At 61.5% G+C, this 16,825-nt stretch carries 19 protein-coding genes and 1 pseudogene; 10 read left to right on the top strand and 10 right to left on the bottom strand.

The window, feature by feature from the left end; all coding sequences use genetic code 11:
• Nucleotides 1-52: 52 nt before the first annotated feature.
• Together K5K89_RS08615 and cysK are read right to left on the bottom strand one after the other, a co-directional pair.
• Nucleotides 53-991, bottom strand: coding sequence for an aspartyl/asparaginyl beta-hydroxylase domain-containing protein (locus K5K89_RS08615; protein WP_071488997.1), 939 nt, complete (start codon nt 989-991; stop codon nt 53-55).
• 109 nt (nt 992-1,100) lie between these two features.
• Nucleotides 1,101-2,075 carry a cysteine synthase A gene (gene cysK, locus K5K89_RS08610; protein WP_222541208.1) on the bottom strand — a complete coding sequence of 325 codons (975 nt, stop codon included), beginning with the start codon at nt 2,073-2,075 and terminating at the stop codon, nt 1,101-1,103.
• A 126-nt stretch (nt 2,076-2,201) separates the two neighbouring features.
• Here cysK and K5K89_RS08605 point away from each other — a divergent pair, with 126 nt between their 5' ends.
• The 3 genes from K5K89_RS08605 to K5K89_RS08595 all read left to right on the top strand — a co-directional run bounded on the left by K5K89_RS08605 (nt 2,202) and on the right by K5K89_RS08595 (nt 5,401).
• Nucleotides 2,202-3,278, top strand: coding sequence for a DUF748 domain-containing protein (locus K5K89_RS08605; RefSeq protein ID WP_071488995.1), 1,077 nt, complete (start codon nt 2,202-2,204; stop codon nt 3,276-3,278).
• 99 nt (nt 3,279-3,377) lie between these two features.
• Nucleotides 3,378-4,223 carry an AAA family ATPase gene (locus tag K5K89_RS08600; protein ID WP_003189627.1) on the top strand — a complete coding sequence of 282 codons (846 nt, stop codon included), beginning with the start codon at nt 3,378-3,380 and terminating at the stop codon, nt 4,221-4,223.
• The gene (locus K5K89_RS08595) at nt 4,223-5,401 is read left to right on the top strand and encodes a vWA domain-containing protein (RefSeq protein WP_071488994.1); all 1,179 of its coding nucleotides are present in this window, start codon (nt 4,223-4,225) and stop codon (nt 5,399-5,401) included. Before K5K89_RS08600 ends, K5K89_RS08595 begins: the two co-directional genes overlap by 1 nt.
• Before the next feature lie 76 nt (nt 5,402-5,477).
• Here the strand turns inward: K5K89_RS08595 and K5K89_RS08590 are convergent, their stop codons facing one another.
• From K5K89_RS08590 to K5K89_RS08580, 3 genes are read right to left on the bottom strand one after another with little or no spacing between them, the layout of a single operon-like run.
• Nucleotides 5,478-6,392, bottom strand: a complete 915-nt coding sequence (locus tag K5K89_RS08590; protein ID WP_222541207.1) for a biotin-dependent carboxyltransferase family protein — start codon at nt 6,390-6,392, stop codon at nt 5,478-5,480.
• Nucleotides 6,389-7,093, bottom strand: coding sequence for a 5-oxoprolinase subunit B family protein (locus K5K89_RS08585; RefSeq protein ID WP_222541206.1), 705 nt, complete (start codon nt 7,091-7,093; stop codon nt 6,389-6,391). Before K5K89_RS08585 ends, K5K89_RS08590 begins: the two co-directional genes overlap by 4 nt.
• On the bottom strand, nt 7,090-7,830 hold the full coding sequence (locus K5K89_RS08580; RefSeq protein ID WP_222541205.1) for a 5-oxoprolinase subunit PxpA: 741 nt from the start codon (nt 7,828-7,830) through the stop codon (nt 7,090-7,092). The genes K5K89_RS08585 and K5K89_RS08580 overlap by 4 nt, the downstream gene beginning before the upstream one ends.
• Before the next feature lie 176 nt (nt 7,831-8,006).
• Between K5K89_RS08580 and K5K89_RS08575 the strand changes: the two genes are divergently transcribed.
• Nucleotides 8,007-8,930: a LysR family transcriptional regulator gene (locus tag K5K89_RS08575; RefSeq protein ID WP_071488990.1), complete on the top strand. Its 924-nt coding sequence runs from the start codon at nt 8,007-8,009 to the stop codon at nt 8,928-8,930.
• Nucleotides 8,931-8,982: 52 nt separating this feature from the next.
• Here K5K89_RS08575 and K5K89_RS08570 read toward each other — a convergent pair whose 3' ends face one another.
• The 3 genes from K5K89_RS08570 to K5K89_RS08560 are packed head-to-tail and all read right to left on the bottom strand — an operon-like array spanning nt 8,983 to nt 10,880.
• Nucleotides 8,983-9,525 carry a DUF2937 family protein gene (locus tag K5K89_RS08570; RefSeq protein WP_071488989.1) on the bottom strand — a complete coding sequence of 181 codons (543 nt, stop codon included), beginning with the start codon at nt 9,523-9,525 and terminating at the stop codon, nt 8,983-8,985.
• 11 nt (nt 9,526-9,536) lie between these two features.
• A complete protein-coding gene (locus K5K89_RS08565) occupies nt 9,537-10,313 on the bottom strand; it encodes a class II glutamine amidotransferase (protein ID WP_071488988.1) in 777 nt (258 codons plus the stop codon).
• A gap of 30 nt (nt 10,314-10,343) precedes the next feature.
• The gene (locus K5K89_RS08560) at nt 10,344-10,880 is read right to left on the bottom strand and encodes a hypothetical protein (RefSeq protein ID WP_058425328.1); all 537 of its coding nucleotides are present in this window, start codon (nt 10,878-10,880) and stop codon (nt 10,344-10,346) included.
• Between the two features lie 25 nt (nt 10,881-10,905).
• Here K5K89_RS08560 and K5K89_RS08555 point away from each other — a divergent pair, with 25 nt between their 5' ends.
• Both K5K89_RS08555 and K5K89_RS08550 read left to right on the top strand, forming a co-directional pair.
• Nucleotides 10,906-12,948 (top strand): S9 family peptidase, encoded by a 2,043-nt coding sequence (locus K5K89_RS08555; protein WP_071488987.1) that lies wholly within the window; start codon nt 10,906-10,908, stop codon nt 12,946-12,948.
• Nucleotides 12,949-13,016: 68 nt separating this feature from the next.
• Nucleotides 13,017-13,490 carry a cyclic nucleotide-binding domain-containing protein gene (locus K5K89_RS08550; protein ID WP_071488986.1) on the top strand — a complete coding sequence of 158 codons (474 nt, stop codon included), beginning with the start codon at nt 13,017-13,019 and terminating at the stop codon, nt 13,488-13,490.
• Here the strand turns inward: K5K89_RS08550 and K5K89_RS08545 are convergent.
• Nucleotides 13,487-13,765, bottom strand: coding sequence for a hypothetical protein (locus K5K89_RS08545; RefSeq protein WP_071488985.1), 279 nt, complete (start codon nt 13,763-13,765; stop codon nt 13,487-13,489). The two genes, K5K89_RS08550 and K5K89_RS08545, sit on opposite strands and share 4 nt — an antisense overlap.
• A gap of 78 nt (nt 13,766-13,843) precedes the next feature.
• Between K5K89_RS08545 and K5K89_RS08540 the strand changes: the two genes are divergently transcribed.
• On the top strand, nt 13,844-14,524 hold the full coding sequence (locus K5K89_RS08540) for a spermidine synthase (protein WP_071488984.1): 681 nt from the start codon (nt 13,844-13,846) through the stop codon (nt 14,522-14,524).
• A gap of 4 nt (nt 14,525-14,528) precedes the next feature.
• Here K5K89_RS08540 and K5K89_RS08535 read toward each other — a convergent pair whose 3' ends face one another.
• The gene (locus K5K89_RS08535) at nt 14,529-15,449 is read right to left on the bottom strand and encodes a ParB/Srx family N-terminal domain-containing protein (RefSeq protein WP_222541204.1); all 921 of its coding nucleotides are present in this window, start codon (nt 15,447-15,449) and stop codon (nt 14,529-14,531) included.
• 98 nt (nt 15,450-15,547) lie between these two features.
• On the opposite strand from K5K89_RS08535, the gene K5K89_RS08530 reads away from it, so the two are divergent.
• From K5K89_RS08530 to K5K89_RS08520, 3 genes and pseudogenes are all read left to right on the top strand, one after another.
• Nucleotides 15,548-15,922, top strand: coding sequence for a YajD family HNH nuclease (locus K5K89_RS08530; protein WP_025858458.1), 375 nt, complete (start codon nt 15,548-15,550; stop codon nt 15,920-15,922).
• Nucleotides 15,923-16,092: 170 nt separating this feature from the next.
• On the top strand, nt 16,093-16,560 hold the full coding sequence (locus K5K89_RS08525; RefSeq protein WP_003189607.1) for an RNA methyltransferase: 468 nt from the start codon (nt 16,093-16,095) through the stop codon (nt 16,558-16,560).
• A gap of 68 nt (nt 16,561-16,628) precedes the next feature.
• Nucleotides 16,629-16,769: pseudogene (locus K5K89_RS08520) on the top strand (DUF2892 domain-containing protein); the annotation flags it as partial.
• Nucleotides 16,770-16,825 lie beyond the last annotated feature (56 nt).

Here is a 16,825-nt window from a genome sequence, read left to right as displayed (position 1 = left end):
GTCGAACCGTCGCACCGCCCCTCCCACATTTTGACCGCGTTAACGTTTCAAATCAGCCGAACAACCACTTCCACAGCAGCACCAGCACGACTACAGCCAACACCGGCCGCGCAATGCGGTAAGCCTTCGGATGCTTGCGCTTCCACTGCTTGACCACGCCGCTGAACTTGTCGCTGAAGGTCTTGCTCCAGGCATACGCCTGGTTGATCCCACCCACGCGCTCGTCATCCAGGTTCTGCGGCGCAGTCGCGCGGCCCAACTGCTTGCTGACCCAGCGATTGACCCGGGTCATCAGGCGGTTACTCAGCGGTCGCTCGATGTCGCAGAACAGGATCACGCGGGTCTGTTCGGTTTCGTTCTTGACCCAGTGCACGTAGGTTTCGTCGAACATCACGTCTTCACCGTCGCGCCAGGCATAGACCTGGCCGTCGACGAAGATGCGGCAGTCGTCGGAGTTCGGCGTGGAAAGGCCCAGGTGGTAACGCAGGGAACCGGCAAACGGGTCGCGGTGCGGGTTGAGGTGGCTGCCGCCCGGCAACAGCGCGAACATCGCGCCTTTCACATTGGGAATGCTGCTCACCAAGGCCACGGTTCTGGGGCACAGCGCCTCGGCCGATGGCAGCGGTTTGTCGTACCACTTGAGGTAGAAACGCTTCCAGCCCTTCTTGAAAAACGAGCCAAAACCGGCGTCGTTGTTCTTTTCGGCGGCGCGGATGTAGCCCTCGTCGAACAGGTGCATGGCCTCTTCGCGAATCACTTCCCAGTTGTCCTTGAGCACGTCCAGTTCCGGGAACTTGCTGCGATCCAGGTACGGCTTGGACGGCACGGCCGAGAACAGGTACATCAAGGCGTTATACGGGGCGAACAGCGCCGAATGGTTGACGAACTGGCGCAACATCGGCAAACGCGCCTTGCCGCGCAGGTGCACATACAGCGTGCTGCCGATAAACAACGCCAGCACCGACAGCTTGGCGGCCAAAGAAAAGGTCATGCAGCAACTCCTGGAAATAAGCGCCTGGCCAACAGCAGACGTAGCAGCCGGCCATGATAAACAGTTGGGCCAGTATGCAGAAGGCCTAAGGTATTGGCGCTGACATACATCAAGCCTGGTTTTCCTGATCGGTAAACAAATCGCTGAACAGCATGCTCGACAGGTAACGCTCACCGGAGTCCGGCAGGATCACCACGATGGTCTTGCCCTGCATTTCCGGCTTCTCGGCCAGGCGCACGGCCACGGCCATCGCCGCGCCGCAGGAGATACCGCACAGAATCCCCTCCTCCTGCATCAGGCGCAGGGCCATGGCCTTGGATTCGTCGTCGGTCACCAGCTCCACACGGTCAACCATCGACAGGTCAAGGTTCTTCGGCACAAACCCGGCGCCGATGCCCTGTATCTTGTGCGGGCTGGGCTTGATCTCTTCACCGGCCAGGGCCTGGGTGATCACCGGGGAGACCATCGGCTCGACCGCCACCGACAGGATCGGCTTGCCCGCGATGTTCTTGATATAGCGCGACACCCCGGTGATGGTGCCACCGGTGCCCACGCCCGCCACCAGCACGTCCACGGCGCCATCGGTGTCATTCCAGATTTCCGGACCGGTGGTTTTCTCGTGGATCGCCGGATTCGCCGGGTTTTCGAACTGAGCCGGCATAAAGTAGGTGCCCGGATCGCTGGCGACGATTTCGCCGGCCTTTTCGATTGCGCCCTTCATGCCCTTGGCCGGCTCGGTCAGCACCAATTCAGCGCCGAGGGCCTTGAGCACCTTGCGACGCTCGATGCTCATGGATGCCGGCATGGTCAGCAGCAACTTGTAGCCACGGGCAGCGGCGACAAATGCCAGGCCGATGCCGGTGTTGCCGGAGGTGGGTTCGACGATGGTCATGCCCGGCTTGAGTTTGCCGCTGCTTTCGGCGTCCCAGATCATGTTGGCGCCAATGCGGCACTTCACCGAGTAGCCCGGGTTACGTCCTTCGATCTTGGCCAGGATGGTCACGCCACGCGGTGCGATCCGGTTGATCTGCACCAGGGGCGTATTACCGATGGAGTGCGCGTTGTCTGCAAAGATGCGGCTCATGACGGGTCCTATTGGCGGTATTCAGGAAGGCAACAAGGGTATGCCTCGTGCTGCAAAGCGTCCAGTCGGAGGAACGTTGCGCCCATCGCAAGAGTCCATCCCCTATACGGACAGAGGATCCCTCCCATGAAACGTCGCTACAGCTGGCCACTATGGACCGTTGCCGGAGTACTGGTGGTACTGGTCGCCTTGAGCATTGCCCTGCCCTATCTGGTGCGCAATTACCTGAATGACAAGCTCGCTGACATGGGCGACTATCGCGGCCACGTCACCGACGTCGACCTGGCCCTGTGGCGTGGCGCCTACAAGATCAACGGTTTGGAGATCATCAAGGTCGACGGCAAGGTGCCAGTACCGTTCGTCAAGGCGCCGCTGATCGACCTGGCAGTGAGCTGGCACTCGTTGTGGTACGACCATGCGGTAGTGGCCAAGGTGCTGTTCATCAACCCTGAGGTGAACTTCGTCGACGGCGGCGCCAACAAGCAGGCCTCCCAGACCGGTAAAGGCACTGACTGGCGCGAGCAGTTGAGCAAGCTGGCGCCCATCACCCTCGATGAAGTGCGCATCGAAGAGGGCAAGATTGCCTTCCACAACTTCAGCTCCAAACCACCGGTCAATCTCAATGCAACGTCGGTCAACGCCAGCTTCTATAACCTGACCAACGTGGTCGACGTCAAGGGCAAGCGCGATGCCCGCTTCGACGGCAAGGCCCTGCTCCAGGGCCAGGCGCCGCTGGAAGCCAGCGCCACTTTCGACCCGCTGAGCAACTTTGAAAACTTCGAATTCCGCTTCCGCGCCAAGGACCTGCAGCTCAAGCGCATGAATGACTTCGCCTCGGCCTATGGCAAGTTCGACTTCAAGGCCGGCACCGGTGATGTGGTGATCGAAGCCCAGGCGGATAACGGCCAGTTGACCGGCTATATCAAGCCGCTGCTGCGCGATGTCGAAGTGTTCGACTGGCAGCAGGACGTGGAAAACAAAGACAAGAACATCTTCCGCTCGATCTGGGAAGCCGTGGTCGGCGCCAGCGAAACCGTGCTGAAAAACCAGCACAAAAACCAGTTTGCCACCCGTGTCGAACTCAGTGGCAGCGTGCACCAGCAGAATGTCAGCGCGTTCTCGGCGTTTTTGGCGATTTTGCGCAATGGGTTTATCCAGGCGTTCAATGCGCGGTATGAACAGCCCAAACCTTCGGCGGATTGAATGTGACCGGTCATTCAGAGACTGAATATTCCACCTGCGTTCACAGTCGCCGGGGCTGCGCGGTATAGTCCCGGCATTGATGAATGCGAGGAAGCACCGATGAAGTTCGAAGGCACCCAGGCCTATGTGGCTACCGATGACCTGAAACTGGCCGTCAACGCCGCCATCACCCTGGAACGGCCGCTGCTGGTCAAGGGCGAACCGGGCACCGGCAAGACCATGCTCGCCGAGCAACTGGCCGAGTCCTTCGGTGCCAGGCTGATTACCTGGCACATCAAGTCCACCACCAAGGCCCATCAGGGCCTGTACGAGTACGACGCGGTAAGCCGTCTGCGCGACTCGCAACTGGGCGTGGACAAGGTGCACGACGTGCGCAACTACCTGAAGAAGGGCAAGCTCTGGGAGGCCTTCGAATCCGAAGAGCGGGTGATCCTGCTGATCGACGAAATCGACAAGGCCGACATCGAGTTCCCCAACGACTTGCTGCAAGAACTCGACAAGATGGAGTTCTACGTCTACGAAATCGACGAGACCATCAAGGCCAAGAAACGCCCGATCATCATCATTACCTCCAACAACGAAAAAGAACTGCCGGACGCGTTCCTGCGCCGCTGCTTCTTCCACTACATCGCTTTCCCCGACCGCACCACCCTGCAGAAGATCGTGGATGTGCACTACCCGGACATCAAGAAAGACCTGGTCAGCGAAGCGCTCGACGTGTTCTTCGACGTGCGCAAAGTACCCGGCCTGAAGAAAAAGCCCTCCACCTCCGAACTGGTCGACTGGCTCAAGCTGCTGATGGCCGACAACATCGGCGAAGCGGTGCTGCGCGAGCGCGACCCGACCAAGGCCATCCCGCCGCTGGCCGGTGCGTTGGTGAAGAACGAGCAAGACGTGCAGTTGCTGGAACGTCTGGCGTTCATGAGCCGTCGCGGTAATCGCTGATGTTGCTCAACCTGTTCAACGAGATGCGCGCGGCCAAGGTGCCGGTGTCGGTGCGCGAGCTGCTTGACCTTATCAATGCGCTGAAGCAGCGCGTGACCTTTGCCGACATGGACGAGTTCTACTACCTGGCCCGGGCGATCCTGGTCAAGGATGAACGGCATTTCGACAAGTTCGACCGGGCCTTCGGTGCCTATTTCAACGGCCTGGAAAAGCTCGACGACCACCTGCAGGCGTTGATCCCCGAAGAGTGGCTGCGCAAGGAGTTCGAACGCTCGCTGACCGATGAGGAACGTGCGCAGATCCAGTCCCTCGGCGGCCTCGACAAGCTCATCGAGGAATTCAAGAAGCGCCTGGAAGAACAGAAAGAGCGCCATGCCGGCGGCAACAAGTGGATCGGCACCGGTGGCACCAGCCCGTTTGGTTCCGGCGGCTATAACCCCGAAGGCATTCGCGTCGGCGATGCCGGCAAGCGCCAGGGCAAGGCCGTCAAGGTGTGGGACCAGCGCGAGTACAAGAACCTCGATGACCAAGTGGAACTGGGCACGCGCAACATCAAGGTCGCCCTGCGCCGCCTGCGCAAATTTGCGCGCCAGGGCGCGGCGGAAGAGCTGGATATCGACGGCACCATCGACCACACCGCCCGCGACGCCGGCTTGCTGAATATCCAGATGCGCCCGGAGCGGCGCAACACCATCAAGCTGCTGTTGCTGTTCGATATCGGCGGTTCGATGGACGCCCATGTGAAGATCTGCGAAGAACTGTTCTCTGCGTGCAAGACCGAGTTCAAGCACCTGGAGTACTTCTACTTCCACAACTTCGTGTACGAATCAGTGTGGAAGAACAACCAGCGCCGCACCTCGGAACGCACCTCGACCCAGGACCTGCTGCACAAATACGGCGCGGATTACAAAGTGATCTTTATCGGCGATGCCTCGATGGCACCGTATGAGATCACCCAGGCCGGCGGCAGCGTCGAGCATTGGAACGAGGAGCCTGGGTATGTGTGGATGCAGCGCTTCATGGCCAAGTACAAGAAGCTGATCTGGATCAACCCGTATCCCAAGGACACTTGGGGGTATACGGCGTCAACGGGGATTGTGCGGGAGTTGGTGGAAGATCAGATGTATCCGCTGACCTTGCGCGGGCTTGAAGAAGGGATGCGCTTCCTCTCCAAATAAACGCCTCCCCTAATACTGTAGGAGATCCAATGTGGGAGGGGGCTTGCCCCCTCCCACATTTTGACCTCAGTGTTTTTCAGGTCGTGGTGAACCGCTTCAGAAAGTCGATGTGCTGCTGGTGGGCTGTCTGTTGTACCACCGGCGCCAACCGCACCGTCTCCCCCGGCAAGCATTGCGCCAGCCGCGCCAGCGACAACGGCGTCAATGCACCCAGGCGCGGATAGCCACCGATGGTCTGTCGATCATTGAGCAACACGATCGGCTGCCCATCCGGCGGAACCTGGATCGCGCCCAGCGGAATGCCTTCGGAAATCAGCGACGGTCCCTGGTATTGCAACGGCGCGCCCAGCAGGCGCATACCCATGCGGTCGGCGCGGCTGTCGAGGGCCCATGCGGTGTTGAAGGCGTCGAATAGGCTCTGGCCGCTGAATTGGCCAATCTGTGCGCCAACGATCACATCCAACGGTTTACCGGGTTGCAAATCCGGTGCACTCAGCACCTTCATTGCACCACCTGTACCGGAGTAGACCAAGCGCCCTCCTTCGGCCAACGCCTTGCCGAAACCGTCCACCCCGCCCAACTCTTCACGCACAACCGTGGCGCAACTGCCAAGCACAGCCGGCGCATCAAAGCCGCCCGGTGCCGCAAGATAGGCTCGCGCACCGCTGAACGGCTGGGTGAAGCGCAAACGCTGGCCCTTTTGCAGGATAAAACTGCGGCCCGGGCTGATGGCGCGTTCATCGATGTACGCGCCCAGGTCTGCACCGGCCAGGGCCAGCAGGCAATAATCCTCGGCCTGCACGGTGAAACCGCCCAGGGTGATTTCCACCACCGGCGCGTCCAGTGCATTGCCCAGCAGCCAGTTCGCCCAGGACATCGACACCCAGTCCAGCGCCCCGCCCTGGGTCACGCCCAGGTGGCGTACGCCAAAGCGACCAGCGTCCTGCAACAGGCACAACGGCGTGCTGGCCTCGATCAGTAAGCGACTCATGCCAGCGCCTCCAACGGCGTGTCATCGCCACCCAACTTGATGAATTCAGCACGCTCGACCGCTTCGAAGCGCACCGTGTCGCCGGGCTGCATCAGGCTGTAGCCGTCGCGCCCGCGGTCGAAGAGCCTGGCCGGCGTGCGGCCGATCAGGTTCCAGCCGCCCGGCGACACCACCGGGTAGGCGGCGGTTTGTCGTTCGGCGATGCCGACGCTACCGGCCGCCACGCGTTTGCGTGGGGTATTCAGACGCGGCGTGGCAAGAACTTCATCCACCAGCCCCATAAAGGCGAAGCCGGGCGCGAAACCGAGGGCAAACACCTGGTACTCGTGGGCACTGTGGCGGCGGATCACTTCGTCGATAGCCAAACCGCTGCGCTGGCTGAGCAAGGTCAATTCCGGGCCGACGCTCAAGTCGTACCACACCGGCAGCACATGGCACTGGCCGCCGCCCTGGGCTTGCGGTTGCAGGCCGGCAAGGGCCTGCTCGATCAGTGCCCGCGCCTGGGCCGGGTTCACGGCGCCGAGGTCGTAGTGCACCATCAAAGTGGTATAGGACGGCACCAGGTCCACCAACGCCGCGCCGAAGCCACTGCGCAGGCGCTGGGTAGCGGCGAGCATCCACGGCATGTTGGTTTCGGCGATAGCATCAAACAGGCGCACCATCAGGCAGTCGATGGCGACCACTTCAATCCGTGGCTTCATGCTGGCTTCAATGCCTCGCGGATACGCTGTACCGCCGCGACCGAGCTTGCATTGTCGCCGTGCACGCACAAGGTATTGGCTTGCAGGAGCAGCGGGCTGCCGTCGCTGGCAATCAGCGCCTCACCACGGGCAAGGGTCAGGGCTTGCTGCACGATGGTGTCGGAATCATGGTGCACGGCGCCCGGCAACTGCCGCGACACCAGGTGCCCTTTGTTGTCATAGGCGCGGTCGGCGAAGGCTTCGAACCACAGGGTGACACCGTATTCGGCGCCCAAGGCCTGGGCCGCGCTGTTGTCACGGGTGGCGAGCAGCATCAGCGGCAGTTCGCCGTACGCCGCCACGGCCTGGATCACTGCGCGCAATTGCACGGGGTTGGCCATCATGTCGTTGTACATCGCGCCATGGGGCTTGACGTAGCTGACCCGCCCGCCCTGGGCACGGCAGAGACCATCGAGCGCACCGATCTGGTAGTGCAACAGGTCCTGGATTTCCTGCGGGGTATAAGCCATGGAGCGACGGCCAAAGCCTTGCAGGTCCTGGTACGCCGGGTGTGCACCGATTTGCACGCCATGCTTGAGCGCCAGGCTGACGGTCTTGCGCATGATGCTCGGGTCACCGGCATGGAAACCGCAGGCCACGTTGGCGCAATCGATGAACGGCATGACCTCGGCGTCCAGACCCATGGTCCAGTTGCCAAAGCTTTCGCCGATGTCGCAATTGAGTAAAAGACGGCTCACGGACTGTCGCTCCTGTAGGCGTTGTTTTCTTGTAGTGTGGGATTTTTTACGCAGAACTCGCAACTTGTCCTGATACCCCAACGGCGCTTATGGTGGAATGGCTCGATTTTTGGCGCTGGCCCGGTGCGGCGTCCAACTAATAAAAACCGATCCATGCATAAGAAAAAGTTGATCCCATGAATTTGAAGTTCCTCGAAACCTTCGTCTGGGTGGCCAAGCTCAAGAGTTTTCGCCTGACCGCCGAGAAGCTGTTCACTACCCAGGCCTCGATCTCCAGCCGCATCGCGGTGCTGGAAAGCGAGTTGGGGGTGAAGTTGTTTCTGCGTGACTCACGGGGCGTGAGCCTGACCCCGGAAGGCTTGAAGGTGCTGGATTACGCCGAGCAGATGATGTTGACCATGCAGGGCCTGAAGCAGTCCCTGGAGACCACCAGCAGCAAGGTCGGGCGCATCCGCATCGGTGCGATGGACACGGTGATCCATACTTGGCTCAGCCCCTTGGTGGCGGAATTGATGGACCACTTCCCCCTCGTGGAAATCGAATTGGTCGCCGATACTGCACTGAACCTCAGCGATCAGTTGCAAAAAGGCTTCCTCGACCTGATTCTGCAAACCGACCTGCTGCGCCTGGAAACCGTGCGCAGCCTGGAACTGGCCAGCCACCCCATGGCCTGGATCGTCGCCAGCCAGTCGATCTACAACCGCGACTACGCTTCCCTCGCCGAACTGGCCCAGGAGCGCATCATCACCTACTCGAAAAACTCCCACCCGCACCAGGACGTGATCAGCCTGATGCAAGCCAACGGCGTGGCCGCGCCACGCATGAACTGTGTGAACTCGGTGTCGGCCATCACCCGCCTGCTGCGCGATGGCTTCGGCATCGGCGCACTGCCGCCGGTGCTGGTCAGCGAGGAACTGGCGCGTGGGGAGTTGGTGATGTTGCCGATGGCGCAGAAGCTGCCGAACTTGCAGGTGGTGGTGTCGTGGCGCGTGGGGGTGGAGTTGGTGGAAGAGATTGTGGGGCTGTGCCAGAAGGTGGTGGCACGGTATGCCGAAGAGGTTGGCGTAGAGCGGATGCTACTGAGCACACAACCTCACTGAAGACACAGGATTAAAACTGTGGGAGGGGGCAAGCCCCCCCCCACATTTTGTCTCAGAGGCCCTTGAGGTCGCGCTCTTCGATCGGCCGGCTCTGGCGCAGGCGCTTGCCGCCCAGCACCACCCAGTCGATCAGACGGAACAGGCATTCCAGGCCAAACGACAGCAGCATCGCCCCGCCCAGCCCCCAGCCCATGGCCTCGGGCGTCAGCAGGATCTGGTAGCTGTAGCCGTTCCAGGTTTCCAGGCGGATATCCGGGTCGGCCGCCACCGCCACCTGCAGGGCGCGGATGTACCACGGGCCTTGCATGGCCTGGAATTGCTTGTCCAACGCCACCTGGCGGTCAAGCATGGCGCCCAGGCTGTTGGCATCGCTCTGGAACACCGGGTCATCACTGGCGCGGTAATGCGCCACCAACGCTTTCAAATCGCCGTTGAAGAACTGGCGTGCGGTGTTTTCAAACCCGCTGAGGCCGGTCTGGGCCTCGATCAGGTGCGCTTCGACGCGCTTGGCATAGTCGTTGATAAACCCCGGGACTTGCACGCCGATCAGCAGACCAATCGCAAACAGCACCAACCGCAGATAACTGAGCAACATGGGCGATATCCTTACTCGGTAATGCCCTGGCTGACGCATTCACCGCGTCGCCACAGGCTCCATTGGCCCGGTTCATAGCGGGTCCAGTTTTCGTTGTCGGTCAAAGGTTCGGTGGCAATCACCGTCACCACATCGTTAGGTGTGGTTTCGGCCTGAAAGTCGACGATCACGTCGACATCTTTCAGGCGCGCCGGGCCGAACGGTGCACGCCGGGTGATCTGTGCCAATTTGGTCGAACAGTAGCAGAACAGCCAGTCGCCATCGCTGAGCAGGCAGTTGAACACGCCCTTGCTGCGGTATTCGGCACAGGCGGCGATGAGGTCCGGCAGCACTTTTTCGATGTCCACCGGCTCGGGGAAGGCTTCACGCACGCGGTTGAGCAGGTCGCAGAAGGCCGCTTCACTGTCGGTGTCGCCCACCGGGCGGTAGAACGTGGCGCGGGGATTGAAGTCCGCCAACTGGCCGTTATGGGCGAAGCACCAGTTGCGGCCCCACAGTTCGCGCACGAACGGGTGGGTATTGGCCAGGCTGACCTTGCCGACATTGGCCTGGCGGATATGGCCGATGACCACTTCGCTTTTGATGGGATAACGCTGCACCAGCAGCGCGACTTCCGACTCACTGCTGGCGGCCGGGTCCTGGAACAGACGCAGGCCACGGCCTTCGTAGAACGCGATGCCCCAACCGTCACGGTGGGGGCCGGTGCGCCCACCGCGCTGCATCAGCCCGGTAAAGCTGAACACGATGTCGGTGGGGACGTTGGCACTCATGCCCAATAATTCACACATGCCAGGGCTCTCGCTGCAGGGCGGACGACGTTAAAGGCGCGGTTCGACGCGCATACCGCTCACGGGTGCAGGACGGCGGAAGGGCACGTCGTCTTCATCTTGATCCGGCTCGGCGGCCAGGGCCGCATCGGCGGCGGCCTTGCGCTCGCGACGGGCCTTGGCGGCACGCTCGATGGGCCAGCGGATCAACACGAACACCAGGTACACGCCAAAGGCGATCATGGTGTACATGAACAGATCGGAGATGGCCCGCCAGGCGTTATTGCCGACCTTGAGCACCAGATCGAGGGCGGTGATGGCCACCGCCGGCGCGAACTGGGTCTTGACCGGGTCGACGATGGTCGGGCTCAACAGCAGCACCGCCATCAGCAATTGCAGCGGCTCGCGCAACCAGCGCCAGATCCAGCGGGTCATGCGCCACCACACCAACAGGCAGCCCAAAGCGGCGAAGGCGTAGAGGCCCCAAGCGGTCAGATAGTCGTTCTCGGTCATGGTGTCCATGGCAAGGTTGGCAAACAGGCGGCTATGATAACGGCTTTTGCGTGTCGCGGCTGCAATGCCTGCCACCGTCTGCCAGATAGAGATCAATCCTATGCCTGTATCGACTGCTCCGATTGCCCGCAAGGCCCAAGGCCCCGATCCGTACGCCTGGCTGCAAGAGCGTGACAGCGCCGAGGTGCTCGATTACCTCAAGGCCGAGAATGCCTGGCAGGAAGCGCAACTCGCCGACCAGAAGGCGCTGCGCGACAGCCTGTTCGAAGAGATCAAGGGCCGCATCCTCGAAACCGACCTGTCCCTGCCCTCGCCGTGGGGGCCGTACTTGTATTACACCCGCACCACCGCCGGTGACGAGTACGCCCGCCACTACCGCTGCCGCCGCCCGGCGGATGACAGCAACCAGGTGGATGACAGCAGCGAAGAGCTGTTGCTGGACCCGAACGTACTGGCCAATGGCGGTTTCTTCTCCCTCGGCGCGTTCAGCATCAGCCCCGACCACCAGCGCCTGGCCTACAGCCTCGATACCAGTGGCGAAGAGATCTACACCCTGTACGTGAAGGAACTGGCCACCGGCAAGGTCAGCGAGCTGGAGTTTGAAGACTGCGACGGCAGCATGACCTGGGCCAATGACAGCCTGACGCTGTTCTTCGGCGAACTGGACGACACGCACCGCCCGCACAAACTCTATCGCTATCGCCTGGATGGCACGGCGGCGCAGGAAGTGTTCCACGAGCCCGACGGGCGTTTCTTCCTGCATTGCTACCGCTCCAGCTCCGAACGCCAGTTGCTGCTGTCGCTGGGCAGCAAGACCACCAGCGAAGTCTGGGCGCTGGACGCCGACCAACCGCACCTGGCGTTCACCTGCCTGGCACCACGGGTCGAGGACCATGAGTACGATGTCGATCACGGTCAGCTGAATGGCGCGTGGACCTGGTTTATCCGCAGCAACCGGGATGGCATCAACTACGCGCTGTTCGTGGCCACCGACATTGGCGACGTGCCGACCGAAGGCGAATGGCAGAACCTGATCCCTCATCGTGATGACGTGATGCTCGACGGCGTCAGTCTCAACACCAGCGCCATGACCCTGAGCCTGCGCATCGGCGGCCTGCCGGTGATCGAGGTGCACCCGGAAGGTTTGCCGGTGTATCGCGTGGAATTGCCCGACGCAGCCTATAGCCTCTACGTACAGAACAGCCTGGAGTTTGTCAGCGACAAAATCCGCCTGCGCTACGAAGCCCTGAACCGCCCGGCCCAGGTCCGCCAGTTGGAACTGGCCAACGGTGCACAACAGGTGCTCAAGGAAACCCCGGTACTGGGCGTGTTCAACGCCGACGACTACGTGAGCCAGCGCCTGTGGGCCACCTCCGCGGACGGCACCCGGGTGCCGATCAGCCTGGTGGTCAAGCGCGACCAGCTCGGCAAGCCCACACCGCTGTACCTGTACGGCTACGGCGCCTACGGTTCGAGCCTCGACCCTTGGTTCTCCCACGCCCGCCTGAGCCTGCTGGACCGGGGCGTAGCGTTTGCCATCGCCCACGTGCGCGGTGGTGGCGAGCTGGGCGAGGCCTGGTATCGCAACGGCAAGCAGGAACACAAGCAAAACACCTTCAGCGACTTTATCGCCTGTGCCGAACACTTGATCGCCGAGGGCCTGACAACGTCCAGGCAACTGGTGATCAGCGGCGGCAGCGCCGGCGGCCTGTTGATCGGCGCCGTGCTCAACCAGCGCCCGGCGCTGTTCCAGGCGGCGATTGCCGAAGTGCCGTTCGTCGACGTGCTCAACACCATGCTCGACCCCGAGCTGCCGCTGACCATCACCGAGTACGACGAGTGGGGCAATCCGCAAGAGCCCGAAGTATATGAGCGCATCAAGGCCTACGCGCCTTACGAAAACGTCAGCGCCCAGGCCTACCCGCACCTGCTGGTGATCGCCGGCTACAACGACAGCCGCGTGCAATACTGGGAGGCCGCCAAATGGGTCGCCAAGTTGCGCGACACCAAGACCGACGACAACCTGCTGCTGCTCAAGACCGAACTGGGCGCCGGCCACGGTGGCATGAGCGGTCGTTACCAGGGATTACGTGACGTAGCGCTCGAATATGGATTTGTGTTCAAGGCGCTGGGGCTGGTTTAAGGAACTTAGCCGGGCGGTCCTGTCTGACCACAGGACCGCCTACTGATTGATGGATCAAGATTGCAGCCATGGCACTACCGACATTAATGAATACCGAAATCCGCGACATGCTCATGGATTGCGGCCTGTTCGACCCGCTGTTGCCGGAAGACTTTTACGTCGCTGCCGGCTACTTCAACATCAGCAGCATTGCCCGTGACGAAGCGATCTTCCTCGAAGGGGACGCCGGCACCTTCATGTGCATCATCCACAGTGGCCAGGTGGCGGTGCAGAAAACCAATCATGACGGCCAGCGCCTGACCATCGCTACCCTGCGCAGCGGCCGGGCCTTTGGTGAAATGGCGGTACTTGACGGCGAGCGGCGTTCCGCCAGTTGCGTGGCGGCCAGTGACTGCGTACTGCTGAACCTGGGCCGGGATTCCCTGGAAAAGATGCTCAACGAAGCGCCCAGGATCGCCGCCAAGATCATCCGCGCGATAGCCATCGCCTTGTCCAAGCGCCTGCGCATGGCCGACGGGCAGTTACTGTCCCAGCAGTTCTAACCGCCCGGCGACTTCGGCTTGCTGTCGTTCTGCAACAGGCCGGGCACCGTCTGGTCCTTCGGCGGCGTGGGCAGCACGATAGGCACCAGTGGTGGCGAACCGTTGGTCTTGGGCACGGCAGGCGGGGTGACTTGCGGGTACAACGTCGGCGTCGGGGTGCCCGGCGCGCCTGGCGTCGGGGCGGGCGCGACCGGTACGGTTTGCAACTCCTGAGCCTGCGTCGCACCACAGGCGAGCGCGCTCAACACAATGACCGTTAGAATGCTGCACTTCATCGATGGCTCCATGGCCTGACCGGAATGTCACAAGGCTACTCCCAACCGCGCAAGAATGCCCTTCCCAATGAGATTTCCATGAAACGTTTCGTTCTGCTCGACACCACCCCGATCCCCGACAACGGCGGTGCCTTGTGCCTCTTCGAATACGGTGAAGATTTTGTCATCAAGATCCAGGGCGGTGACGGCGGCCAATTGATGAACACGCGCATGCACGGTTCCGAAGATGCGCTGGCGGAAATTCCCTGCCGCAAAGTTGCCGGGCGTCCGGATTCGCGGGTGCTGATCGGTGGCCTGGGCATGGGGTTCACCCTGGCTTCGGCGCTCAAACACCTGGGCAAGACCGCCGAGGTGGTCGTGGCAGAACTGGTGCCGGGAGTCGTGGAATGGAACCGTGGGCCGCTGGGAGAAAAATCCGGCCGGCCGCTGCTGGACCCGCGCACGGTGATCCGCCTGGAGGATGTCGCCAAGGTGCTGCAGGCCGAACCCCAGGGTTTTGACGCGATCATGCTGGACGTGGACAACGGCCCCGAAGGCCTTACGCAAAAGGCCAACAGCTGGCTTTACTCCGCCGGTGGCCTGGCCGCCTGCGCCAAGGCCCTGCGCCCCAAGGGCGTGCTGGCCGTGTGGTCGGCCAGTGCCGACAAGCTGTTCAGCGACAAACTGCGCAAGGCCGGTTTCAAGGCCGAGGAAGTCCAGGTGTTTGCCCATGGCAACAAGGGCACGCGGCACACCATCTGGATTGCACAGAAGGTGTGATCGGCTAGCGCAGGGAATTGCGGTAATCGATCACGTAGGGCACTTTTTTGTCGAAGGTCTTTTCCAGTTCGTTACGGTCGAGCCTGGTCATGCCGCCCAGTTGATGGGCGGTAAAACCGCTGTCACCGACCTGTGAGCCGGGCGCCAGGTTGACCATGCGCTTGGCGACGGCTTCGATGGCGTCCTTGTAGCCGCCCTTCTTGTTCAGGTTGTACTTGCCCAAGTCAATTTGAGTGCGCAACCAATTGCCCCAGTAGAACTCCAGGAACTCCGGTGCGATCTCGCCAGCCTCAGGCTTGCCATACGCGGCCTTGCGGGTGAAATACACCAGGCTGCGGAACGTGTCGTCCTGCAGGTTCTTGAAACCCAGATGTGCCGGCAACTGCTCGGGCGGCAGGGTCTGGCCCTGGTTGTCCTTGAGCCAGACCTTGCGCGCCGCTTGCATGCACAGCCAGAAGCTCTTCATGTCCGGGCTGTTGCTGAAGTCATCCGTGACCTTGACCCACATGTTCAAGCGAGGGCCGCCACCAGGGACTTCCCACAAGGTGGTGAAGCTATGGTGACCATCGGTCAGGTACAACTGGCCGCCGGGGCCGACTACCACGGTTTTCATGTCGTCGGGATGGGTGCCGACCGGGTCCTGGCAGGTAAAACTCGACGGCTGCTGCAAGTCCGCGCCCTTGGGCACCTTGTCGGCTTCGCCCTGGCCGTTGGTCTCGCAGTATTCATCGAAGACCTTGGCGGGTTTGTCCGCAAACAGCCCCAGGCTGTAGTAAATCTGGTCGAAGCCCACCACGGCCTGGGTCGGGTGCAGTTGTTCGAGGGCCACCTCGATCACTTGTCCGGGTTTTGGCGTGGAGAACGCTTGGGCGTGGGCAACTGCCCCACACAACAACAGTGCAACAGTCCATGAATGCAGACGCATGAGTTTCAGATCCTTATGAGCAAAGTGAAGCGGTTATTTACGTCGCGAGCGGCTAGAATCAACCCTATCCGTGAGCCACCAAATAGCCAGGAGCCATGATGAGCTCGACCAACCCGCCCTCCCACACCGCCAAGCTGGACCGCATCCTTGCCGATGCCCAGCGCGATCGGGAAATGGGCTACCGCGACAAAGCGTTGAAGATGTACCCCCACGTGTGCGGCCGCTGCGCCCGTGAGTTCTCGGGCAAGCGCCTGAGCGAACTGACGGTACACCACCGCAACCACAATCATGATGACAATCCCCAGGACGGTTCCAACTGGGAATTGCTGTGCCTGTACTGCCACGACAACGAACACTCGCGCTACACCGACCAGCAGTACTTCGGCGAAGGCTCCACCAGCAGCCCGACGATTGCCAAGGCCACGCATAACCCGTTTGCGGCGTTGGCGGGGTTGATGAAGAAAGACGACTGATAGTCCATTGTTGTTAGCACCGGCCTCATCGGGGGCAAGCCCCCTCTCACATTCTGACCGGCGTACGCAGGCCTAGTGTGGGAGGGGGCGTGCCCCCGATGGCGATCGTCCAAGCAACACATCCCCCCAAGGCCGTATAATCGCCGTTTTTCTCCAAGGCACCCTTCCCCGTGGGCAATAAACGCTACAGCTGCATCGGTCTGTACAACCCCAAATCCCCCGAAAACGTCGGCTCGGTCATGCGCGCCGCCGGTTGCTACGGCGTGGCCTCGGTGTTCTACACCGGCGTGCGCTACGAGCGCGCCCGGGACTTCATCACCGACACCAAGAAGGTCCATCACGACATTCCGCTGATCGGCATCGATGACCTGAAAAAGATCCTGCCCCTGGGTTGCATCCCCGTCGCCGTGGAGCTGGTGGAAGGCGCCCGCCCGCTGCCTGAGTACACCCACCCCGACCGTGCGCTGTACATTTTCGGCCCCGAAGACGGCTCGCTGGATAAAGAGATCCGCGACTGGTGCGAAGACGTGGTCTACATCCCGACCACCGGTTGCATGAACCTCGCCGCCACGGTCAACGTGGTCCTTTACGACCGCCTGGCCAAGGGCAACAACACCCGTTCAGGCCCCAAGTACTGATATTTCGGGAACATCCGGCGTCTGCGGGCAGTCAGCTAATTATCAATAGCCCTTGTTGGAGACAGATCATGAGCGACAGCAAAACCTTGCGACCTATCATCGAACACACCCCCTTCGAGACTCAGCCAAGGCAGAACGTGCACGGTTGGGAGCGCATCGGCTCGGTGGCCGGTGGTGTGATGATGGTGGGCAAAGGCCTGCGCCGGGGCGTAATGCTGTTCACTTAAGCATTTGAGTCCCGGCCGGGCTTTATAGAGAATCCGAT

It is taken from the genome of Pseudomonas sp. DR208 (assembly GCF_019823005.1).
Lineage (GTDB): Bacteria > Pseudomonadota > Gammaproteobacteria > Pseudomonadales > Pseudomonadaceae > Aquipseudomonas > Aquipseudomonas extremorientalis.
This window is presented reverse-complemented; position numbering and strand designations above follow the sequence as displayed.

Coding starts and splice junctions, on each gene's coding strand:
- K5K89_RS08615 (WP_071488997.1), bottom strand. CDS start 991: ATGACCTTTTCTTTGGCCGCCAAGCTGTCGGTGCTGGCGTTGTTTATC.
- cysK (WP_222541208.1), bottom strand. CDS start 2,075: ATGAGCCGCATCTTTGCAGACAACGCGCACTCCATCGGTAATACGCCC.
- K5K89_RS08605 (WP_071488995.1), top strand. CDS start 2,202: ATGAAACGTCGCTACAGCTGGCCACTATGGACCGTTGCCGGAGTACTG.
- K5K89_RS08600 (WP_003189627.1), top strand. CDS start 3,378: ATGAAGTTCGAAGGCACCCAGGCCTATGTGGCTACCGATGACCTGAAA.
- K5K89_RS08595 (WP_071488994.1), top strand. CDS start 4,223: ATGTTGCTCAACCTGTTCAACGAGATGCGCGCGGCCAAGGTGCCGGTG.
- K5K89_RS08590 (WP_222541207.1), bottom strand. CDS start 6,392: ATGAGTCGCTTACTGATCGAGGCCAGCACGCCGTTGTGCCTGTTGCAG.
- K5K89_RS08585 (WP_222541206.1), bottom strand. CDS start 7,093: ATGAAGCCACGGATTGAAGTGGTCGCCATCGACTGCCTGATGGTGCGC.
- K5K89_RS08575 (WP_071488990.1), top strand. CDS start 8,007: ATGAATTTGAAGTTCCTCGAAACCTTCGTCTGGGTGGCCAAGCTCAAG.
- K5K89_RS08570 (WP_071488989.1), bottom strand. CDS start 9,525: ATGTTGCTCAGTTATCTGCGGTTGGTGCTGTTTGCGATTGGTCTGCTG.
- K5K89_RS08565 (WP_071488988.1), bottom strand. CDS start 10,313: ATGTGTGAATTATTGGGCATGAGTGCCAACGTCCCCACCGACATCGTG.
- K5K89_RS08555 (WP_071488987.1), top strand. CDS start 10,906: ATGCCTGTATCGACTGCTCCGATTGCCCGCAAGGCCCAAGGCCCCGAT.
- K5K89_RS08550 (WP_071488986.1), top strand. CDS start 13,017: ATGGCACTACCGACATTAATGAATACCGAAATCCGCGACATGCTCATG.
- K5K89_RS08545 (WP_071488985.1), bottom strand. CDS start 13,765: ATGAAGTGCAGCATTCTAACGGTCATTGTGTTGAGCGCGCTCGCCTGT.
- K5K89_RS08540 (WP_071488984.1), top strand. CDS start 13,844: ATGAAACGTTTCGTTCTGCTCGACACCACCCCGATCCCCGACAACGGC.
- K5K89_RS08535 (WP_222541204.1), bottom strand. CDS start 15,449: ATGCGTCTGCATTCATGGACTGTTGCACTGTTGTTGTGTGGGGCAGTT.
- K5K89_RS08530 (WP_025858458.1), top strand. CDS start 15,548: ATGAGCTCGACCAACCCGCCCTCCCACACCGCCAAGCTGGACCGCATC.